This is a genomic window from Parafrigoribacterium humi, assembly GCF_040227205.1.
Lineage (GTDB): Bacteria > Actinomycetota > Actinomycetes > Actinomycetales > Microbacteriaceae > Parafrigoribacterium_A > Parafrigoribacterium_A humi.
The window spans coordinates 503,311-523,396 of sequence record NZ_JBELOA010000002.1 but is presented as its reverse complement, the minus strand read 5'-3'; the positions used below and the strand labels follow the sequence as shown (position 1 = coordinate 523,396).

Sequence of the window (20,086 nt, the reverse complement as noted above, 5' to 3'; positions counted from 1 at the left end):
CCTTCTCAGAACCACTCGGGTTCGGGGCCGCGCTGGAAGCGTCGCCCACTCAGGCTGTGTGGCGTTATGCGCACATAGGTGCTCTTCATCGTGGGGATCCAGGAGCGCAACGGAAGCGTTTCTGCCTCGTCGACTTCCCCATCTCGATCCAGCACAGTTGCCGAGCCCTTGGCGATCACGCTCCACGCCATCTCGCTGGTGTACCCGTCGATCTCGAACGTCACCTGGTCGTTGACCGTCAGTTCCACGAGCTTGTCACCCGGGGCAGTGCGGAACAGGATGCTCGAGCCGTCGGCGAAGTAGTTGATCGGCACAATGTCGACCACGCCTCCCGCGCTCGTGCCGATTCGTCCCAGCGTCTGCGCGCGCAACAGCTCCCAGCACTCCTCATCAGACAGGATCTCGATCGGGGATTCCTCGTGAACCATGTCGAGCCGCCTCCTTCAATGGATAAGCACCTTGAGGGCCTTATGTTCTGCCGCATTGCCGAATACGTCGTACGCCTCCAGTATCCGGTCGAACGAGAATTCGTGAGTGACGAACTTCTCCGCGGGGAGCTTGTGTTGGGCAACCAGTTTCAGCAGCATCCCGAGCGTGTTCGTGTTGACAAGCCCCATGGCGATATCGATGTTCTTGATCCAGAGTTCGTTCAAGGCAAGCTCGGCGGGCTTGCCGTGCACCCCGATGTTCGCGACGTGCCCGCCCGGGCGGACGATCTGCGTCGCCATCGTGAACGTCTGCGGGATTCCCACAGCCTCGATTGCCACGTCGACGCCGAGGCCGTCGGTGAGGGCCATGACCCGGTCCTTCCAATCGGGGTCAGCGGAGTTGACAGTATCGGTCGCACCGAAGTCGTGTGCGCGTGCAAGGCGGGCGTCATCGAGGTCGATCGCGATGATTCTGGATGGGCCGTAGAGGCCTGCCGTCATCACCGCGGCCAGGCCCACGGGTCCCGACCCGATGACTGCGACGACGTCCCCGGGAGCGACGTGGCCGTATTGGACCCCGATCTCAAAACCGGTGGGCAGGATGTCAGACAGCAGGATTCCCTCGGAATCACTGACTCCGTCCGGAACGGGGTAGACAGAGTTCTCGGCGAATGGCACCCGAACGTATTCGGCCTGCGTTCCGTCGATCATGTAGCCGAAGATCCAGCCGATCCCGGGCATGCCCTCCGGATCCAGACAGTGGCTATAGAGTCCCTGTCGACAGTTGGGGCATCGACCACACGAGCTCACGCAGGCCAGGATGACGCGGTCGCCGACGTGCAGGCGGGTGACTCCGGAACCCACCTCGGTGATGACCCCGATGCCTTCGTGGCCAAGGATGCGCCCGATTTCGACCTCCGGAACATCTCCCTTGAGGATGTGAAGGTCGGTGCCGCAGATGGTCGTTGCGACCATCTGCACGATGACATCGGTGGAATGCAGGATGACGGGGTCGGGGACCTCCTCCCAGCTCTTGTGTCCTGGGCCCTTATAGACGAGCGCTTTCATGACCTGTCCAATCCGCGAGAGTGAGGCAGCGGATGCGCCTCACCCCTCAGTCAAGTGCGACAGATGACGGGGTCATAGGGCCGATGGTCCCGTTTGAGCGAATTGCCTGTCGCGGGGAGAAAGCTTCTGCGGCAGTGACGCGGAGTTCGACCTCGAGTTCGACACCGCCTGCCGGCTCGTCGCCGGGCAACTCTGCGTACACGGCAGCGAAGCATCCGCTTGGCCGTCCCGGAACCGCGCAGGAGGTCGCGAACCTGACGACGTCCCTGCTCTCCGACAAGGCAAGCTTCATGACCGGCTCCTACGTGCTCGTCCGCGACGACCATCCCGCTTGGGGAACTAAGGAAGCAACGCAAAACCACTTTTCCACGAGGTCTTCTCGTGCGACGCGAGGGCGACTTGAAGATATCCGAGAGCCTCGAGTTCTCTTGCTCGGCTGAGAGACCCGGCATCAATAACGCGCATTCCCGCAGCCTCTACGAGTTGCCCGAGCGCGCGTTTGGCTGACCGATCGTTTCCCGCGAGTACAACTGTCGTGATGTTGGGGCCGTTCATACCTGTCTTGAGCGTTTCAGCGAAGTTGATGTTGAAGGCTTTGATGACTGTCGCCTCTGGAACCTGGGCGGCGAGCTGAGCGGCCGCTGAAGAGTCCGGTGGCACCACGAGTCCGTCAAAGGTCACATAGTCAACAGGGTTGGAGATTTCTACCAGCGTTTTGTCTGCGAGCTGGCTCGCATAGGCATCAATCACGTCACTAACTGTTTGATACGGCACAGCCAGCACCACTATGTCGCCGAACAATGGATCTCCGATAGCGCCATGTTTGACATTCGCGCCGACTTTAGCGGCGAGATTCGCTGCTTTTTCGCCGTCGCGCGCGATGACTTGTACGTCAGCATCGGCGCGGACGGCAATGCCTGCAATTGCGGCCGCCATCCTTCCGGCGCCGATTACGGTCATGGTTGTCATGGTGACCCCCTTTCCTTTTCTTTTATTGCTTCACAAATCCTTGCTTTGTCAGGGAGCGTTCTGGGCAGCGAGGTAGGCGTCGAAGTCATATAAGACACCCCGTCGAAAATCCTTTGCTTCCAACAGATCGGCGTCGCGTTCTTCTGCTTTTGTGTAGTCATACCGATCATCGAATTTCTTGGAGTCATAGAGTGCGCCACTTCTGCGTGATGCAACCTGGATTGACGCAGTACGGTCCAGCCGAAGCGCCTCATAGCTCTTCAGCGCCTTGGCTGCACGATCGGATGAAACGCCCTCCAGGAGCACGGCGAGTGAAACTGAATCTTCGATGGCCATGTTCACTCCCTGGCCGGCGTGCGGCAACATTGCGTGAGCGGAATCGCCGAGCAACGCGACTCTCCCCCATGTCCAATCAAGCAACGGCAGTCGGTCATAGAGCCCCCACCAATTGGTTCTCTCGATGAGCTTGATGAATTGACACAGCTCTGGATCCCAGCCGTCAAATGCCGTCGTGAGGTCATCAAGGTTGCCCTCGGCAGACCACGACTCCTCGACTGATTCATCTCGCGGCATGAAACCAACGAAGTTGATGAGCTTTCGTTGCCTGACCGGATAGGTCATAAAGTGTTTGCCTTCACCCATCCAGATCTGATGGGTCATCAACCAGGTTTTGGGCAACCGCGCCGATTCCACAACTCCTCGATAGACGACAGAACCCGAATACACGGGGTCGGAAGAGCCCACCATCGACTCTCTTACAGTGGAATGGATTCCATCAGCGCCGATGACCAGGTCGAACTCTTCGCGGCTTCCATTCTCAAACTCAAGTTCTACCGAAGACGTCATATCACGAACCGCCTTCACCCGATGCTGGAGGAGAATTCGTTCCTGTGGAATGACGCTCGTCAGGAGGTCAATAAAATCCGCTCTGTGAAGGCCGAGCGGCGCATACTTACCCGAGCTATCGGTCCATACCTGCTCGCCGATGCGTGTGCCGTCTTCACGACGGTAGATTCCAGGCTGATCGTATTCAGCCGTGACCTTTTTGACGTCGTCGAACAATCCCAAATAGTTGAGCGCACGCTCGCCGTTCGGCGTGAGCTGCACGCCAGCGCCGACTTCTTTTAGCTCTTTTGCCTGCTCAAATATTGTGACGTCGGCGCCGGCAATTCGCGTCAATGCGATCGCTGCGGTAAGCCCGCCCATTCCGGCGCCTACGACCGCAATTTTGAGTGCGTTCTCGTTCATAATTGTCTCCTTCGACCCTTAATCACTTTTCATTTGGCTATCGAACCGATTTTCCAAACGCCTTATCGCTGAGGTTGAATACTCCTTGCCTCCGTACGATCGGTGACCAGATACGCGAATTCGTCCCGTGCGGCCAACTCAAGCTGATCGCGCATCCGGTGGTAGATCTTGACCGAGGTTGCAGCAGGCCATCCCGAGTCCATGAAAGCAGCCGGTAGCCGCGGGTCGATCCGGAGCAGCGCAAGCCAGTCGGCGACGAGCATGACTCGGCTCGCGATCGCGGTCCGCGCCTGCGGTGGGCGTGTCCAGCAGGCAATAAAGGCATCGTGCGCTGCCCGAATCGCATCGATGTCCCATGCTGAATGAACTGCCTCGGCTATGGAGAACCCCGGTAGTTCTCGAGCATGAAAGGCCAGGAGTGCACCGACGGACAACTCGTCCCGGACAGGGGCCACCGAGGCATCAAGGTCCACCTCCCCCGGAGCGAGCCAGAGACCGTCGCGGAGAGGGGCGAATCCCTCCCAGGTCAAAGTCGCGCGCAGGCGATGTCGCAGTTGTCGGTAGTCTTCCGGGATCGAGAAAGTCACCAGCGTCCAACCATCTCCGTTCGGATCGAACGGGTGCGGTCCCCGAACGCGCAGGGTCGCCTCGCGCAACACCGCTCTGCCGTGCCCGGTGAGCGAGAAAACAATCTCACGACCACGACGCTCCCGTACGAGAAAGTCGGATTGCACGAGCCGATCGAGGGTGGCACGCGTAGCCGGTGCAGCGATGTCGGCACCGCGAAGCACGCTGATCAGGGCGCTGGCTCGGATTGGTTCCCGGCGTTCATCGAGAAAATATTCGCCAAAGAAGGCGAATAGCAACTCTTTGGCCTGTCGACTCGACATTGTCCTCTTTACGGCAGTAGTGCCATGACGCCCGACCAGGGCAGCTGACTTTCTGCCATGGTGAGGCATGTGAAATCGATTGTCAAGCTTTTAGTGACGCTCGTCACAGAAACAATGAATGTCATTCCGGGCGCGTCCGGTCGAGAGGCCGAAGCGCATCACGCCAACCTCGGGATTGCGTATCTGCTTCCACTCCGGAACGGCCTCGGAAACCTCGTGGGACTTCCATAGGCGAGCAAACTCCGGTGAGGCGGCAAGGAGGCGGTTCACGAGCGACTGCCAGGTCGGATCGATCGTCGTGGCCGCCCTCGGCTCCACGTTCACGGCTCTGACTGCCGGTCCAGGAATGATCGTCGGCACCCTCGTCGTTGGAGGGATCCTCGTGGCGCTGTCGCTGGGACTGGGAGTCGTGGCGTGCGCACTGCCACGCGGGTGACGCAAAACAAGCGTCGAAATTCGCTCCTGCCAGGCCCTTTAACGTTGCTGTCCGGCGATGTTCGCTGGTGGATACACTCCGAAAACAGACACCGTGTGGAGACACGATGGGCGGGGCACGAGAAAGACTTCGTGCGCGTCGATGGGGCGATCCCGCACGAGGCAAGGGGCGAGGTAAGGCCGCTGGGCCGGCTCAGGCGCTCTCGCCATCATCGTTCGTGCCGCGTTTGTGGCCGTTGGATTTCGTTGCGTCAGTGACCCGCGACCAGCGCCCCCACCAACTGGTCAGCACCTTGGGCCGGTGAAATCGCATCTCTGTCGGCAAGATCCACCCGTAGCGTCGGGCGAGCAACGAGAGTGCCGCGCCGCTCAGGACTGCCGCTGCAGACCCGATCGCCGGGAGTCCCAACTCGCTGAGAACCACCATTTCGACGCTGGCGAGCAGGGCACTCGTCGCGTAGAGGGTGTTGCCGCCGAAGATCGCGGGAACCCGCAGAAGGAAGACATCACGCACCATGCCTCCACCCACTGCAGTGATGACGCCGAGCATGATCGAGGGAAGCCAGCCCAGCCCCGCGTCAAGTCCCTTCTGCGCGCCGACGGCGGCCCAGCATCCGACGGCCAGGGCGTCGATCAGGGTGAGCACACGCCTCGACCAACGGCCGTTGAAGTGGATGGCGAACGCAATGAAGGCGCCGACGACGGCGAGGATCAGGTAGTACGGGTCGGTCAGCGCGACGGGAGTGCCGCGCTGCAGCAGCGTGTCTCGGATCATGCCGCCGCCGAGCCCGGACAGGATCGCGAGGATGACGAACCCGACGATGTCGAGCCTTGCGCTGCGCGCCGCGATGCCCCCGAGGATGGCGTTGCCGAGCACTCCGGCGAGGTCGACGAACCGGATGGCCTCGCTCAGCGTGTCGACGGTCGTGGTCACGATCCCACGATACTCACGACACCCTGCCGATACTCACGACGCCCTGCTCAGTCGCTCGTGGACTCCGGCCAGTCGACCTGCGCGTCGAAGTCGTGGTGGCGCCCCAGGTATGCGGCTATGAAGGGACATTCAGGCACGATCCGCTTGCCCTGCGATACGGAGTCCGCGAGTACGAAGCGCGCGAGCCGCGAGCCGAGGCCCGCTCCCTCGTAGCCACTGTCGATGACGGTGTGCTTGAAGATGCGACTCTCGCCGCGATCCTGGTATCGGGCGAATCCGATGGTCGTGTCGCCGTCTTTGAGTTCGTACTGCCCGGCACCGGGCACGTCGATGATCGCGAACGGATCCGGCGCATCGCCGCGCGTCTCGCCTGGTCTCTCGCCTGGTCTCTCGTCAGTGGTCATGCCTCAAGTCAATCACCGGATGCGCGTCAACGGGTGACGCCAGCGGTCAATCATCAGCCACACGAATCCGGCGGTGATCACCGTGCCACTGATCGCGTGCAGGAACCCGAACCATTCATTGACGTCGAAGCCGAGGCCCACGAGAATCCCCTGCACGGTGAACAACATGACGGCCAAGACCAGCGGGATGACCCAGGCCTTCCATCCGGAACGTGCCACGAGTCCGAGAATAAGCAGCAACACCGCCAGATATTGCAGTACCTCCCCGTTCATCCCGTGCGGTTCGAACGCAGCCCTCGTCGCCTGCTCACCGCCGCCGTTCAGTTGTGCGCCCCAGAACCCGAGGGCCGCGAAGCCGATCTGCAGCGCGCACAGGACGACGCCGAGCAGGGCGAGCCAGCGCTGAACGGCGTCGAAAACGCTGCGGTATCCGGCGGCAGCACTGGGTGATTCGGTCGAAACGTGATTTTGCGTTGTGGTGCTCATGATCTCTCCTTATTTTCTTCTGGCCGATCGGGTGATTCGGCCGTGCGTTCCGTCAACACTGAGCAGTTCGTCGTCCCTGCACGCGGATGTTGCGCCCGGCACCGCGAGCACCGCAGGAATGCCGTGTTCCCGCGCGACTATCGCCGCGTGGGAAAGCACGCCGCCGGACTCGGTCACGAGGGCGCCGGCAATCCCGAACAACACCGACCAGGCCGGATCCGTGGTGGTCGTGATGAGAACGTCCCCGTCACGAAGGGTGCCGAATTCGGACTCACTGCGGATGACGCGGGCGGGACCTTCATAGCTGCCCCCGGATCCGGGAACCCCAACCAGCGAGGATGCCGCGGGCGTGCAGGGCGCGCGAGGTGCCGAGCGCACCCACTGCATGGCGTCGTTCACCGTGCGGGCATGCCTGGGCAGGCCACGCAGGTCTGGCAGGGTCGGCACCGCTCCCCCGAGCACTGCGGGCCCGGGATGCTGCCGCACCCACGCTCGTTCGGCGACGGCCGTGACGACGGCAGCGCGCAGGTCGCCGCCGTCGTCCGTGAGCGCGGCGATGAGCGCGTCGATGTCGAGGTTCACGACGTCGCCAGCACGGTCGATGCGGCCATGGGCAACGAGCCTGCGACCGGCCTCGAGGGCCGCTACGCGCACCAGGCCGCCGCACTGCGAGCCCGTCCAGAATGCGACATCCTCGCGCAGGCCATACGCGTCCTCCGCCGCGGTCAGCGCCGCCTCGAAAGCTCGCAGGGCACGCCTGCCCCGCGGTGCCAGCTGCGCCCGGGCCTCGTCGATGACAGCGAGCCTCCTGTCGAGAACGGCATCGAGGCGCGCCGTGGTCGCGTCGGCATCCGCCAGAACGAGCTCACGCAGCACCTCCGGTCGCTCGGCGAGCGTTGCCGAGCCCGGATCGTCGCTCATGCAGGATGATGCATAGACGCCGTGCCAGTGATCGAACTCGCGACCGAGTTCATCCGATGCCGCGCGCAGTACGGAAGAAATGTCCCGCCCGGAGCGGATGGCGGCGATTGCGTCGGGATACTTCGCCAACCGCGTGGTGATCCGCGCGAGTGCCCTGACCGGTTCTGAAGTCATCGGGGAGACTCCGGAAAGCATGCGCAGCGCGTCGGCCTCGCCCCAGCCCAGCAGACGACTGCAGGTGCGCACGAAAACATACAGCGGCACGACGCCGGGAACCGCAAGGCTGAAATGCACTGCCATCGCAGACTCGAGGAGTCTGCGCACCCCCTGCAAGTGCTCGGCAAGCGCCGCGTCGTCGAGTATCTCAAGCAGAACTGCGTGCTGCTGCGCGATCTGCCGCTGGAGATCGCCGCGTTGCTCGTTGCGCCACCGGGCGATCGCGTCTGCGATCGCCGCGGGAGAGGCATTGTGATGGGCCTCGCGCATGCGGTGGCGCAGCTCGGGTGAGGTGCGCACGAGCACACCGAGCAGCCACCACGGTGGCGGTGCCGCCGACTCGTGACCACCGATCGGGACCATTCGCTGGTAGATCTCACCGCCGATCGAACGGCATTCCACGCGGGCGATGAGTCCGCCATACCGCGCGAAGACGGCGCTGAGTCCGCGCGCGACCACTGCGGTGGCGACGGATGCCCCGAGTACTGTCATTGGCTCCGTGTAGCGGTTCTGTTCTTTCAGCCACACCCCCTCGAGAGCGTCGCTGCGAGGCGGCTGGGGCAGCGCGGTGATCGGGCGAGCCTGCAAGACGATGAGACGCTCGGTATCCATGGCCCATTCGATGTCCTGGGGAACTCCATCGATCGTCTCGATGCGGCGTGCGAGCTCCGCGACAGCGAGCGCCTGTTCCGCCGTGAGCGCCTGTAGTGCCGCTCGCTCGGGGGTGGCAGTCCCCTGGGCCACCCGCCACTGATCCGGCGTGATGCTGCCGTTGACAACACCGTCACCGAGGCCGGGGACGGCCGAAACGAGTGCGACATCGCGGTCTCCGCTGACCGGGTCTGCGGAAAAGACCACGCCGGCGACATCCGGGGCCAACTGACGCTGAACGAGCACGGCAATGGGGGCGCTGACCGTCGCATCCGGTGCGTAGCGCCGCACCCGCTCCGACGACGCCGATGTCCAACACCTCAGCACCGCCGCCCTCAGCTGTGCCGTTCCGCGCACCCCGAGCGTGGTCTCGTAGAGGCCAGCGTACGACGCGGTGAGTCGATCCTCCTGAGTGCCGGAGGAGCGTACGGCGAGCGTTGCCTCGCCGAAGTGCGCGGCAATGGACGCGATGGCTGCATCGACCCTCGCCGGGATCTGAAGCGGTCGGCCAGACTCCTGTGCCGCCATGCCCTGTGCCTCGACATACGCGTCGGTGGTCAGCACAAGCCCTTCAGGAACGGCGATCCCCGCCGCGGCGAGGCGCGCGAGGCCGGCCGCCTTGGCGCCGATGCGCGACGCGAGGAGGTCAGGTGCGTGCGACTCGTGCGAGGCGTGTCCGGCGAGCGCGATCACATACGCACTCGTCTCTGGCACGGTGGGTTCTTCGCTGTCAGCCACAATGACAGCGTGACGCCCGTGCGCGGCACGCGGTATCCGTACGATTACGTAATCAGATCCTCGTTCTCCTCGTCGTGGGCATCGCCCAGCAGTCCCGAGTCCGCCAGGTAGCGAGTCAGCGCCGTGCGCGAGTTCAGCCCGAGCCTCTGGTAGACGTGGTCGAGATGAGTCGTGACCGTGCGCGGGCTGATGAACAAGGCCGTAGCGATCTGCGCGTTGCTGTTCCCGGATGCCACGAGCCTGGACACCTCGAGCTCGCGCGCGCTCAGCGGGGCACCCGTCTCGGTCGCCACCCGTCCCCGCGAGGGCACGACTCCGAGTGCGCGCAGCAGCTGTCGCGCACGCTGTGCCTGCCTGGGTGCGCCGACCGTGTCGAAGACCGTGAGCGCGTCCGTGGCGAGGCGCGTCGCGTCCACCGGTGCATCGGCGCATCGCTCGGCCAGCTCCAGGCGGACGCGGGCTGCCAGGAATGGAAACCCGAGCGTGTCGAAGCCGGCGATGGATGCCGAGAAGCTATCCGATCCAGCCCGTGTTGGGTCACACAATCCGTCGATGAAATCAGCCACGGCGTCTGGAAATGGTGTTCCGCAACCATTCCATTCGCGGATCCGCGTGGAGAGCTCTTCGGCCCGGACGCGGTCCGTGTGTGCGAGCGCCTCCCCGAGGAGCATGGCGGACGGGAAGGGATACCAGCTGGTCAATTCGGCGAGCGGGGCACCGAGGCGCGCGGCATCCTCGTATCGTCCCTGTGCCAGTGCGAATGCCGTCTCTGCGGTGCACAGAGAGGTGGGCAACCGTGCATCGTTCCTCCACGAACCGGCCGTCATTCGAGACTCGGTGAGAATCGCACGGGCCCCCCGGAGGGTCTCATCCGCTTCGTGCAGACGTCCTCGCAGCACCAGGAGCCACGCGTGCGTTCCCATTGCACTGAGTCGGCCCCGCTGCTCACTGAAACGATCGACTGTGGCCAGGACGTCTGAGCTTGTGCGCAGCGCACGATCCCAGTTTCCCGAGAGCAGGTCTGCCATCGTCAGGCGCGTGCGCGGCCAGGGCCTCAGGTTCACCGCACCGAGTTCGTTGACCGCTTCCAGGCTGGCTTCGCTGTGCCGTCGGAGCGCGGCGAGATCCCCGCGGATGCTCGCCGCCACCGAGAGCTGGTCGTGCGCCCGCATCGCGAGCGTGAGGTCGTCGCTCGCCTCAGCCAGGTCGAGGGCCCGCATGTTTTCGATATCCGCAGCGTCGAGCTTCTTCTGGGTGAGGTATTGAGCGGCCTCGACCAACAGCAGGCGGATGCTCAACTCCGGCACGTGCAGGCGGCGCGCAATCGGTCGCAGCCGACCGGCCAGCTCGGCGACCGTCTGTGCTTCGCCATCGCGCACGGCGACGATCATGCGCGTGTACAACAGCTCTGCGTATTCGCGCGACGGATCGAGCCCATCCTGAAAGCGTTCGGCCGCCTCGAAGAATTCGCGTGCCTGTTCCCCGTCTCCGTCGCCGGAGGCACGCACGGCCAACTCGCGATAGACGTGGGTCATGCCGTGCGCATCGCCCATCTGGCGATACTGCGCCAGGGCGCGTTTCCAGTGATCTGTGGCCTCGTCGCGGTGGCCGCACAGGACGCACAGCGCGCCGAGTTCGACGAGCGCATCCGCACGCGCTGATGACGGCGCGGCAGGCATGAGGTCTATGGCGGCGTGAAGGTATCGCATGGCATCGTCGTTCGCGCCGAGGAGACGAGCGTGCTCGGCTGCCGCCCGAAGCGCGCCGATCGCCTTCTCCGCATCGATGAACGAACCGGCGCGGAGAAGGTGTTCCGCGATGCGCGGATCGCGTTCGTCTTGCTGCTGCAGCGCCTCTGCCAGTTCGGTGTGCCTGCGACGCTGCCGAGCCGGCAGCATCTCGCCGATCACTACTTCTCGCAGGATGCCGTGTGCGAGCGTGACCGTGCCATCGCTCGCTGTCGACACGAGCATTCGTTCTTCGAGGTGCTCGAGCGCCTCGTGTGCCGAGGACTCCACGTTTGCGGCACCGGTGAGAAGCGCATAGTCACCGTGCGTTCCACTGAGCGCCACCAGTTCGATGATGCGCCGCTCGTCAGCTGTGAGCCCTGACAGGCGAAGCGCAATGCGGCTGCGTATGTCGGCTGGAAGCGGCAGTTGTTGCCCTCCCAGTGAGAAGGAATCCCCGCGTCTGGAGAGACGGCCGCTGGCAAGCAGGTCGTGCGCGATCGACTCGAGGAGCCTGGGCACTCCCCCGCAGCGCTCGAGTGTGAGACGCACGAGGTCTGCATCGGCCCGCCCTCCAAGCAAGTCGTCAAGCAGCCGTTCCGACCCGGCCTCCGTGAGCGGAGGGATCTCGATCCGGTTCTGCCACCACGTCGCGGACGATATCCCGGCCAACAGTCGGTTCAACTGCTCTCCGTGTGGCTCGTTGGAGCGGGTCGACAGGATCACCAGCAGTGGTTTGTCGTCGACAGTGAGGGCGAGAGTGCCGAGCAACGCGGCGCTTTCCCCGTCGAGAACGTGTACGTCCTCGAGGAGGAGCACGACCGGAGCCTGTCGCGTGAGGCGTTCGATCAGGCGGACGAAACCGTCGACGATACGCACCCTCTCGAGTGCGGGATCGCCCAACGCACGCGGCCCACGCACACCGAGGCCGCCGATGACGAGACTGAGCTGACTGAGCCCGCGCAGAAGCTGGCCCCGCTCCTCTGCTTGCAGGCCGCGCAGGTACGGTCCGAACGCCTCAACGAATGGTGCGTAGGCAATGCCCGTGCCCAACTCGCCCGAGTGTCCGACGAAGGTGTCAAAACCGGCGCTGCGGGCGAGGGCAAGGGCCTCACCGGCGAGCCTGCTCTTTCCGATCCCCGGAGCCGCGCTGAGCACGATCGCTCCTGGCTCCCCTCCTGCTGCCCTGGAGAGCCCTGCCTCGATACGTGCTAACTCTGCGTCCCTGTCGACCAGGAGCGTCGGCTGGTGCTGCGAGGGCTCCGGAATACGGCGGCCCCTGGTGCGCATATTCCTGTATGGCACTCCTCGCCGCGATAGTCAACGTCTGAGCGCTCACGCATCGACCTTCTGAGCGGCCATCGTGCCAGAGGCGACTCCGACCGCCTCATGGACTCCGGCCCAGATGATCCAGATGCAGGTGAGCACACCGCCGAGGTAGAGCGGCCAGAGTGCGATGATGTGGAGCCCGTCAACGAAGGGCCCGGCAAGCCCGAGTGCCACCATTCCGACCGCGCCGACAATTCGCACGACGGCGGGAGCCAGCCTGCGATTGCCCAGGTTGAGCAACAGCGCTCCCAGCATCAGTGCTGGCAGGCATGCGGCGTACAACGTCTCGCTGAGCCGAACCATCGGCACAGGGGTCCCCGCAGCGTACGCTGCTGCCGTGGTGCGCATCGCGAGTGAGGCCCCCGACTCGATGACGAGTATGGCCGAACTGACGATGGCGAGTCGTGCCCCGGCACGAACCAGACCAGGCGCGTTTCGCCAGGCGCTGTCGAGAAGCATCCACACGCCCCACGCGAGCAGCAGCGAGCCGATGAGAGTCAACCAGTTCGCCGGTGCGCCAATGGGATTGGCCAGTTGCGCGGCAAACGAGTCGTGGTAATTCGAGCTCCCACCGGTCGGATGCAGAGCGCTTCCAACCAGTGTGAATGCCCCGCCCGCAGCGAAGACGATGCCCTCAAGCGGATAGGAGTGGGTGTTGCGCGTCATGATGATCAACGACCTTTCGTGGGCTTGTCGCATCACGGTAGATCGGGGCAGACGGCGTGCGCTATCGGTTGAATTACGCATCTCTTCTGTACTGACCTGGCTGTGCTGACCTGGCTGTGCCGGCCCCTCTGTACCGTGGTGCCGGTCGTAACGTTCCTTGTCATTCCCGCCAAATGGGTAGAGGCTGCGATTATCAGCTAGCAAAAGGAAGTCAAGGTCATGCCTGATAGTGACAAGCCCCCGTTTCCGCCGTTCACCCGTGAGACGGCCATCCAGAAAGTGCGCGCGGGAGAGGACGGCTGGAACGGCCGAGATCCGGTGAAGGTCGCTGCCGCGTACACGGTCGACAGTTGGTGGCGCAACCGCTCGGAGTTCGTCGAAGGGCGCGAGGCGATCATCGCCTTCCTCGAACGCAAATGGGCAAAGGAGCTGGAGTACCGGCTCATCAAGGAGATGTGGGCTTTTGACGACGACCGCATCGCCGTGCGCTTCGCCTACGAGTACCACGACCCTGACGGCGCCTGGTTCCGCGCATACGGCAACGAGAACTGGCAGTTCGACGAGCACGGGCTCATGCGCTGGCGTCACGCGAGCATCAACGACGTGCCGATCCAGGAGTCCGACCGCAAGTTCTTCTGGGATCGCAGCGCACCCCGACCGCTCGACCACCCGGGCCTGAGCGACTTCGGCTTCTAGTCGACCGGGCTGTCGAGGCCGCCCATGCGCTCGAGTGCCGCCTGCACGAGGGCCGTGGCGGCATCCGGGATCACGTGGTTGTTGAGGTAGGTGCCCTCGAGCCAGGACAACACCTCGTCGACGGGAAGCCCGATCGCGGCCCAGTCCACGCCGGGAAGCGCCGCGGTGGCAGGCTCGCCGCTCGGATCGAGCCAGGCCCGCGCGATCGGCGTGCGGGGATCCTCGTCCTCCGTCGGGCTCCACAGCAGCGCCACGGGGTGGTTCTCTCCCTCGACATGCTCCTGGTCGACGTTCCCGGCGCCGAGCCAGGGAAGCGTGAGGATCTCCCCCTCGATCTCGACCTCCAGCAGATCGAGCTGTGCGGGCTCTGTTGAGCACACGTAGAGGGTGTACCCGGCGTCGTGCCACGCCGCGGCCTCCTCAATGTCTTCGAGCAGCGTGGGCATGAGCGCGTGTACGGCCGAGGTGAGAGCGGATGCCCAGGCGATGAGCCGCGTCGTGTCGCGGCCGGGCCACGGGCTCGAATCGCGGTGCTCGCCGTCGTCGCCGTGGAAGTGATACTGGATGCCCTCTTCGGACGCCGAGAGGTGAAGCTGCCCGTCCGGAACAGAGATGTACAGTCCGCTCGTGCGGGTGTCTTCCTCCCACTCCATGTCGAGTTCTGGAATCCCGAAGCGGGCGGGCAGTTCGAGGGTGGACGCGGGCCCGCCGCCGAGGTTCAGTACCGCTCGGAAGCTGCTGTTGGGCAAGCGAAGGCTCATGTCTGCCACGGGGTGCGATTCTCCTTCTGCGCTCTCCACCATCAGTACGGTACCTAGTGAGGATAGGGGAAATTGCAGGGAAGCTCGCGCGAGGCTGGGTTACGATGCAGCGAGCGTTGATTTTTGAGAACCATCGGTATGTGCAGAACAACAATGGCCCGAGTCGGACAGAGGTGTTGATGTGACGGCATCCCTGATCCTCGACATCGTGCTGCTGGTCGCCCTCGTCGGATATGCGGTCTATGGCTTTCGTGTCGGCCTCATCGTCAGTCTGGCCGGCATCCTCGGAATCGTCGTGGGCGCAATCGCCGCGTTCCTCGCGATTCCGCTCGTCGCGGGCTGGGTGAGCGACAGCGTGTGGCGCGTTCCCGCCGTGCTCGTCGCAATGCTCGTGCTGCTCGGGGCTGGCCAGGTTCTCGGCCTGGCCGTGGGCAGGGTCATCCGACGCGTGCTCGATCGCACGCCGCTGAAGATCTTCGATCGCCTGCTCGGGGCCGCACTTGACCTGGTGGTTGCCGCGTTGGTGCTGTCGATGCTCGCGTTCAGCATCGGTGCGCTCGGCGTGCCCTTCCTCTCCCAGACCATCGGGTCGTCACGAGTCATCACGACGGTCAATGCGCTCACCCCGGATCCGGTCAAGGCGCTGCTCGCCCAGCTGCGCTCCGTGGTGGTGGAGGATGGCCTGCCCGCCATCGCGGACGCTCTCGCGCCCAGGAGTGCTCCGCCGGCCCCGAAGGTCGTACCGAACAGCGATGCGCTGGCCGCGGCGGCCGCGTCGGTGGTCAAGATCACGGGAAATGCGTACCAGTGCGGCCAGAACCAGTCCGGTTCCGGGTTCGTGGTCGCCCCGGGCCGCATCGTCACGAACGCGCACGTGGTGGCGGGCGTCACCTCCCCCGTCGTCGAGCCGAGAAACGGCGGCGCATACCCCGGCCGAGTTGTCTACTTCGATCCGCAGCACGATCTCGCGGTCATCTCCGTCGTCGGGCTGTCCGCACCGCCGCTTCCGCTCGGCCAGAACCTTCCCGTCGGAGCACCCGCGGCGTTCGACGGCTATCCGCTCGGTGGCCCGTTCCAGTCCGGGGCGGCCAAGGTGCAGAGCGTTCCCACGGTCGAGATGCGCGACATCTACGGCGACAATCCGCAGCCGGTCGAGTTGTATTACCTGTCTGCCGCGGTGCAGGAGGGGAACTCGGGCGGACCGCTGCTGAACCAGGCCGGGCAGGTGGCAGGCGTGGTGTTCGCCAAGTCGACGACCTCGTCGTCCGTGGGTTATGCCCTCACCATGAAGGAGCTCTCCCCCGTGGCGGATTCGGCCTCATCGCTGTCGACGTCGGTCGCGTCTGGTCACTGCGTCAAGCGCTGACTGCCAGACTGGACGTCGAACGACGGGAGCTCCACAGCGTGCTTAATGACTGGCCACTCGATGAACTGCAGCGGTACAACCCCGAGATAGCCGAGCCACCCGGTCTCACCGACTTCTGGCAGCGCACCCTCGGTGAGACGCGCACGCACGGGCTGAATGCGCGTTTCGACCCGGTTGACACCGGGCTGACGCTCATCGACACCTACGACGTCACCTTCGCGGGGTACGGCGGCCAGGAGGTGCGCGGCTGGCTGCGCGTTCCGGCGGGCGCGGGCGCGCCGTTGCCCACGGTCGTCGAGTACCAGGGCTACGGTGGCGGCCGCGGACTCGCCCACGAGCCCACCCTGTGGCCGCTGGCCGGGTATGCGCACCTGCTCATGGACACGCGCGGACAGGGCTCGGTGTGGAAGGTCGGCGCGACACCGGATGCCGAGCCGGGGTCGAACCCTGAGCAGCCCGGTTTCATGACCCGTGGCATCCTCTCCCCGGAGACCTACTACTACCGGCGCCTCATGACGGACGCCGTGCGCGCCGTCGAGACCGCTGCGGTGCACCCGGCGGTCGACCCGGCGCGCATCGTGGTGAGCGGGGCCAGCCAGGGCGGCGGCCTCGCGCTCGCCGTCTCCGCGCTGCTCTCGGAATCGCTGCCCGGCTCTTCCGGACTGCCCGCCCTCGCCGGAGTGATGGCAGACGTGCCGTTCCTCTCGCACTTCGAGCGCGCGATCCTCATCACCGACGGCAATCCCTACGGCGAGATCGCCCGATACCTGTCGATCCACCGCGATCGCATCGAGCAGGTCATGCACACCCTCTCGCACTTCGATGTCGCCGGCCTCGTGCGCCGTTCGAGCATCCCCGCGTTGTTCTCGGTGGCGCTCATGGACACGACCTGTCCCCCGTCGACCGTCTACGCCGCGTACAACAACTACGCGGGGCAGAAGGAGATCAGGGTCTACCCGTTCAACAACCACGAGGGTGGGCAGGTCGACCAGGATCGCGTGAAGCTGGCCTGGCTGAGGGAGCTGTTTGCCCGTGGCTGAGCCTGTACCTCCGTTGGGCCTCCTGCTCGATGTCGACGGACCGATCGCGAGCCCGGCGGCTCGAACCATCGCCATCCGGAGCATCCTCGACGATCTCGTGCTGCTCGCCGGCGCCGGGGTGCCCATCGCGTTCATCACCGGCCGCTCGGACACCTTCGTGCGCGAGCAGGTCGTCGCGCCGCTGCTGGACGCGGGGCTCCCACCGGACGCGCGGATGTTCGCGGTGTGCGAGAAGGGCGGCACCTGGGCCGAGATCACGGCCCGGGGACTCGGGGAGCTCACGATCGATGACAGCGTCGCGCTTCCCGATGACCTCGAGGAAGAGATCCGAGACCTCGTTGCGACACGCTTCGCCGGCACGATGTTCTTCGATGAGACCAAGCACGCCATGATCTCGATCGAGCAGCGGACGGATGTCGACCACGCCCGCTATCTTGAGGCCCAGCCCGCGATGAACCAGGCCGCGTTCGACGCGCTCGTGCGGCATGGTCTCGGAGCTCACCTCGGCGACCGGGAGGTACCTGATGCCGACGGCCGCGTGCCCTTCCGGGTGGACCCGACGGTGATCTCGACAGACGTCGAATCCGTGCTGCTCGACAAGGATCGCGGGGCAGAACGCGCACTCGCCCACTTCGCCGAGAGCGGTCCGCTTCCGCGGCTGTGGCGCTCGGTCGGGGACTCGCGCAGTGACTATCTCATGGCCGACCACCTGCACAGCGAGGGATTCGAGGTCGCGCACGTCGACGTGCGGCCGAGCGACGGCATCCTGCAGCGGCCGTATCCGATCGTCACGGAGGGCGAGCTCATCCACGACGAAGCCGGGGCGGCGTTCCTGGCCCACTGGACTCGAAAGCTGGGCCTGCGCTGAAAAAGTTCATGGCACCGGGGTGTATCTGCCGGGGAACGTGCCACGATGCAGGAATGCACTGCGACGGATGGGAGACATCGTGAAGATCCTGGTCGTCGAGGACGACCCGGAGATGGGCCGGTTGATCGAGCGCGGCCTGCGCGTGGAGGGCTATGACGTCGTCGCGGTCGACAACGGGGTCGATGCCCTGATCGCGGTGAGCAAAGAAGAATTCGCGCTCGCCGCAATCGACGTGATGCTCCCGCGGATGTCGGGCTTCGAGATCTGCCGCCACATCCGCGACACCGGCAGCACGATGCCCGTGCTCCTGCTCACCGCGCGCAATGCCGTGGAGGATCGGGTGTTCGGGCTCGACTCCGGTGCGGACGACTACCTCACCAAGCCCTTCGCCTTCGTCGAGCTGACCGCGCGGATCCGGGCCCTGCTGAGGCGCGATGCGAGCGGTGGCAAGCTCACCCTCTCCGTCGGACATCTCGTGCTCGACTCGGCGTCGCTGCGCGTCCTGATCGGAGAACGACAGCTCGCGATGAGCCCGAAGGAATTCGCGCTGCTCAGATTGCTCGCGACGAAGCTCGGCACGACGGTGAGCAGGGTGGGCATTCTCGAGGAGGTCTGGGGTTCCGCGGAGAACATCGACCACAACATCGTGGAGCAGTACGTGAGCTATCTGCGCCGCAAGCTCGATCCTGCACAGTCCGGCGTGCGTATCACCACCGTCCGGGGCGCCGGCTACATGCTGGAGCTGACCGAATGAGGCGTCTGGGCTCTCGCCTGTCGATTCGCTGGCGAATCACCCTCGGGAGTCTCGTGATCGCGGCGCTCTTCTTCGGGGCCACCGGCATCGTCTTTCGGTTCCAGGTGGATTCGATCCTGCACCGCACGGCGTCGACCCTGCTCTCCAACGACGCAGAGCAGTTCCAGACCTCCCTCGTGTCGAGCGCCGGAAAGAGCGTCGACCAGCCGGGCCGGGGCCAGCTGGTCGCGGTCGTCGATCCGAACGGTGAGGTCAAGGTGAACACCCTGCCGCACCTGCTCACCGGGCGTCTCGGCACCCTGCTCGAGATGGATTCGACCGTGAAGACGATCAATTCGAGGGACGACAGCTACCTGGTTCGAAACGAGACGGTGAAGACCGCCGCGGGGAGCTGGCACATCGTCACGGCCCGCAACCAGGAGACCTTCACGATCCTTCTCGACCAGCTCACCATCGCCCTGCTCATGGCCGCGGGCCTGCTGCTCGTGGGCTTTGGTGCTGCCTCCTGGCTGCTCACGGGAGCGGCACTGCGTCCGGTGACCAGGATGCGTACGCAGGCAGAGGAGCTCAACAGCCGAGGCTCTGCAGAACCCCTCGCCGTTGGACCAGCCAGGGACGAGCTCGCCGCACTCGCAACCACGCTCAACGAGTTCATCCTGCAGCTGCGGCACTCCGCCGAGCGGGAACGACAGATGGTCTCGGATGCCAGCCACGAGCTGCGCACGCCCATCGCCGTCCTGAAGACCCAGCTCGAGCTCGCCCACCTGGCCCGTGGGGACGCGACCGCTCTCGAGGAGGAGATCACCGCGGCGGAGCACTCCGTCGACCGACTCGCGCGCCTCGCCAACGGGCTGCTCGAGCTGTCCCAGGTGCAGGCTGCGGGCACCGGCGACGTCAGTTCGTTCGCGACACTGGCCGTGGAGCTCGCGAACTCGGTGGATCGTGCTCGGCTGCTGGCCGCATCCGCGGAGATCACCGTGGACTTCGAGATCTCCGAGATCGTCGAACCGCTCGACTACCCGATCGCGGCCGAGAACTTCGGGCGCGTGGTGAGCAATCTCACCACCAACGCGATCACCGCGCTGTCGGACGCGGGCATCGGCACCGTGCGAGTCGTGCTCGGCCAGGCCCGGGAAGACCTGATCCTCACGGTCAGTGACGACGGCCCCGGGATCCCTCCGGACTTCATCCCCGTCGCCTTCGACCGCTTCTCCCGCCCGGACGAGTCACGGAGCACCCACGCGGGCGGTGGTGGTCTGGGCCTCGCCATCGTCAGCGCCATCGTGACCTCGGCGCGCGGCACCGTGACCCTCGAGAACCGCGCGAACGGCGGCGTACGCGCCACCGTCATCGTGCCCGTGACCTCCCCACGCTGACGGTCAGCGGGGCCTGCGCCTCCACGCATCCTTGAGGGTTTCTGTATGAACTCTCATCGTCAACCGTGCCAATCCGGGCCTCGACTCAGGCGGCCGTGACGAGCATGGAAGAACA

General features: G+C 64.9%; 20 protein-coding genes. 7 read left to right on the top strand and 13 right to left on the bottom strand.

Translation table 11 applies throughout. From position 1 onward, the window contains the following. Nucleotides 1-5 precede the first annotated feature (5 nt). Both ABUA28_RS06775 and ABUA28_RS06770 read right to left on the bottom strand, forming a co-directional pair. Entirely contained in the window at nucleotides 6-428 is a 423-nt protein-coding gene (locus ABUA28_RS06775) for a pyridoxamine 5'-phosphate oxidase family protein (protein ID WP_349903262.1), read from the bottom strand. Nucleotides 429-443: 15 nt separating this feature from the next. After that, nucleotides 444-1,496, bottom strand: coding sequence for a zinc-dependent alcohol dehydrogenase family protein (locus ABUA28_RS06770; protein WP_349903261.1), 1,053 nt, complete (start codon nucleotides 1,494-1,496; stop codon nucleotides 444-446). Between the two features lie 32 nt (nucleotides 1,497-1,528). On the opposite strand from ABUA28_RS06770, the gene ABUA28_RS14090 reads away from it, so the two are divergent. Continuing rightward, nucleotides 1,529-1,936 carry an SDR family oxidoreductase gene (locus tag ABUA28_RS14090; RefSeq protein WP_407075420.1) on the top strand — a complete coding sequence of 136 codons (408 nt, stop codon included), beginning with the start codon at nucleotides 1,529-1,531 and terminating at the stop codon, nucleotides 1,934-1,936. On the opposite strand, the gene ABUA28_RS06760 is transcribed toward ABUA28_RS14090, so the two are convergent. From ABUA28_RS06760 to ABUA28_RS06715, 10 genes are all read right to left on the bottom strand, one after another. Continuing rightward, complete coding sequence (locus tag ABUA28_RS06760; RefSeq protein WP_349903260.1) at nucleotides 1,836-2,465, bottom strand: NADPH-dependent F420 reductase; 630 nt, start codon at nucleotides 2,463-2,465, stop codon at nucleotides 1,836-1,838. The two genes, ABUA28_RS14090 and ABUA28_RS06760, sit on opposite strands and share 101 nt — an antisense overlap. 48 nt (nucleotides 2,466-2,513) lie before the next feature. After that, entirely contained in the window at nucleotides 2,514-3,713 is a 1,200-nt protein-coding gene (locus ABUA28_RS06755) for an FAD-dependent monooxygenase (protein WP_349903259.1), read from the bottom strand. Between the two features lie 62 nt (nucleotides 3,714-3,775). Continuing rightward, nucleotides 3,776-4,603, bottom strand: a complete 828-nt coding sequence (locus ABUA28_RS06750) for a PaaX family transcriptional regulator (RefSeq protein ID WP_349903258.1) — start codon at nucleotides 4,601-4,603, stop codon at nucleotides 3,776-3,778. A gap of 90 nt (nucleotides 4,604-4,693) precedes the next feature. Then, nucleotides 4,694-4,921 carry an MmyB family transcriptional regulator gene (locus ABUA28_RS06745; RefSeq protein ID WP_349903299.1) on the bottom strand — a complete coding sequence of 76 codons (228 nt, stop codon included), beginning with the start codon at nucleotides 4,919-4,921 and terminating at the stop codon, nucleotides 4,694-4,696. Between the two features lie 310 nt (nucleotides 4,922-5,231). After that, nucleotides 5,232-5,972: a trimeric intracellular cation channel family protein gene (locus ABUA28_RS06740; protein ID WP_349903257.1), complete on the bottom strand. Its 741-nt coding sequence runs from the start codon at nucleotides 5,970-5,972 to the stop codon at nucleotides 5,232-5,234. 47 nt (nucleotides 5,973-6,019) lie between these two features. Further along, nucleotides 6,020-6,376 carry a GNAT family N-acetyltransferase gene (locus tag ABUA28_RS06735; RefSeq protein WP_349903256.1) on the bottom strand — a complete coding sequence of 119 codons (357 nt, stop codon included), beginning with the start codon at nucleotides 6,374-6,376 and terminating at the stop codon, nucleotides 6,020-6,022. Between the two features lie 12 nt (nucleotides 6,377-6,388). Further along, nucleotides 6,389-6,862, bottom strand: coding sequence for a hypothetical protein (locus ABUA28_RS06730; protein ID WP_349903255.1), 474 nt, complete (start codon nucleotides 6,860-6,862; stop codon nucleotides 6,389-6,391). Nucleotides 6,863-6,871: 9 nt separating this feature from the next. Next, entirely contained in the window at nucleotides 6,872-9,388 is a 2,517-nt protein-coding gene (locus tag ABUA28_RS06725; RefSeq protein ID WP_349903254.1) for a PEP/pyruvate-binding domain-containing protein, read from the bottom strand. Between the two features lie 44 nt (nucleotides 9,389-9,432). Then, complete coding sequence (locus ABUA28_RS06720; protein WP_349903253.1) at nucleotides 9,433-12,405, bottom strand: helix-turn-helix transcriptional regulator; 2,973 nt, start codon at nucleotides 12,403-12,405, stop codon at nucleotides 9,433-9,435. Nucleotides 12,406-12,450: 45 nt separating this feature from the next. After that, entirely contained in the window at nucleotides 12,451-13,110 is a 660-nt protein-coding gene (locus ABUA28_RS06715) for a hypothetical protein (RefSeq protein WP_349903252.1), read from the bottom strand. Nucleotides 13,111-13,329: 219 nt separating this feature from the next. Between ABUA28_RS06715 and ABUA28_RS06710 the strand changes: the two genes are divergently transcribed. After that, the gene (locus ABUA28_RS06710) at nucleotides 13,330-13,806 is read left to right on the top strand and encodes a nuclear transport factor 2 family protein (protein WP_349903251.1); all 477 of its coding nucleotides are present in this window, start codon (nucleotides 13,330-13,332) and stop codon (nucleotides 13,804-13,806) included. Here the strand turns inward: ABUA28_RS06710 and ABUA28_RS06705 are convergent. After that, nucleotides 13,803-14,576 (bottom strand): hypothetical protein, encoded by a 774-nt coding sequence (locus tag ABUA28_RS06705; protein ID WP_349903250.1) that lies wholly within the window; start codon nucleotides 14,574-14,576, stop codon nucleotides 13,803-13,805. The genes ABUA28_RS06710 and ABUA28_RS06705 overlap by 4 nt on opposite strands. Nucleotides 14,577-14,748: 172 nt before the next feature. Here ABUA28_RS06705 and ABUA28_RS06700 point away from each other — a divergent pair, with 172 nt between their 5' ends. From ABUA28_RS06700 to ABUA28_RS06680, 5 genes are all read left to right on the top strand, one after another. Next, the gene (locus ABUA28_RS06700) at nucleotides 14,749-15,933 is read left to right on the top strand and encodes a MarP family serine protease (RefSeq protein WP_349903249.1); all 1,185 of its coding nucleotides are present in this window, start codon (nucleotides 14,749-14,751) and stop codon (nucleotides 15,931-15,933) included. A 38-nt stretch (nucleotides 15,934-15,971) separates the two neighbouring features. Continuing rightward, complete coding sequence (locus ABUA28_RS06695; RefSeq protein ID WP_349903248.1) at nucleotides 15,972-16,973, top strand: acetylxylan esterase; 1,002 nt, start codon at nucleotides 15,972-15,974, stop codon at nucleotides 16,971-16,973. Further along, on the top strand, nucleotides 16,966-17,841 hold the full coding sequence (locus ABUA28_RS06690) for a Cof-type HAD-IIB family hydrolase (RefSeq protein WP_349903247.1): 876 nt from the start codon (nucleotides 16,966-16,968) through the stop codon (nucleotides 17,839-17,841). Before ABUA28_RS06695 ends, ABUA28_RS06690 begins: the two co-directional genes overlap by 8 nt. A 67-nt stretch (nucleotides 17,842-17,908) precedes the next feature. Next, nucleotides 17,909-18,595 carry a response regulator transcription factor gene (locus ABUA28_RS06685; protein ID WP_349903246.1) on the top strand — a complete coding sequence of 229 codons (687 nt, stop codon included), beginning with the start codon at nucleotides 17,909-17,911 and terminating at the stop codon, nucleotides 18,593-18,595. Beyond that, nucleotides 18,592-19,971 carry a sensor histidine kinase gene (locus tag ABUA28_RS06680; protein WP_349903245.1) on the top strand — a complete coding sequence of 460 codons (1,380 nt, stop codon included), beginning with the start codon at nucleotides 18,592-18,594 and terminating at the stop codon, nucleotides 19,969-19,971. The genes ABUA28_RS06685 and ABUA28_RS06680 overlap by 4 nt, the downstream gene beginning before the upstream one ends. Nucleotides 19,972-20,086: the final 115 nt, after the last annotated feature.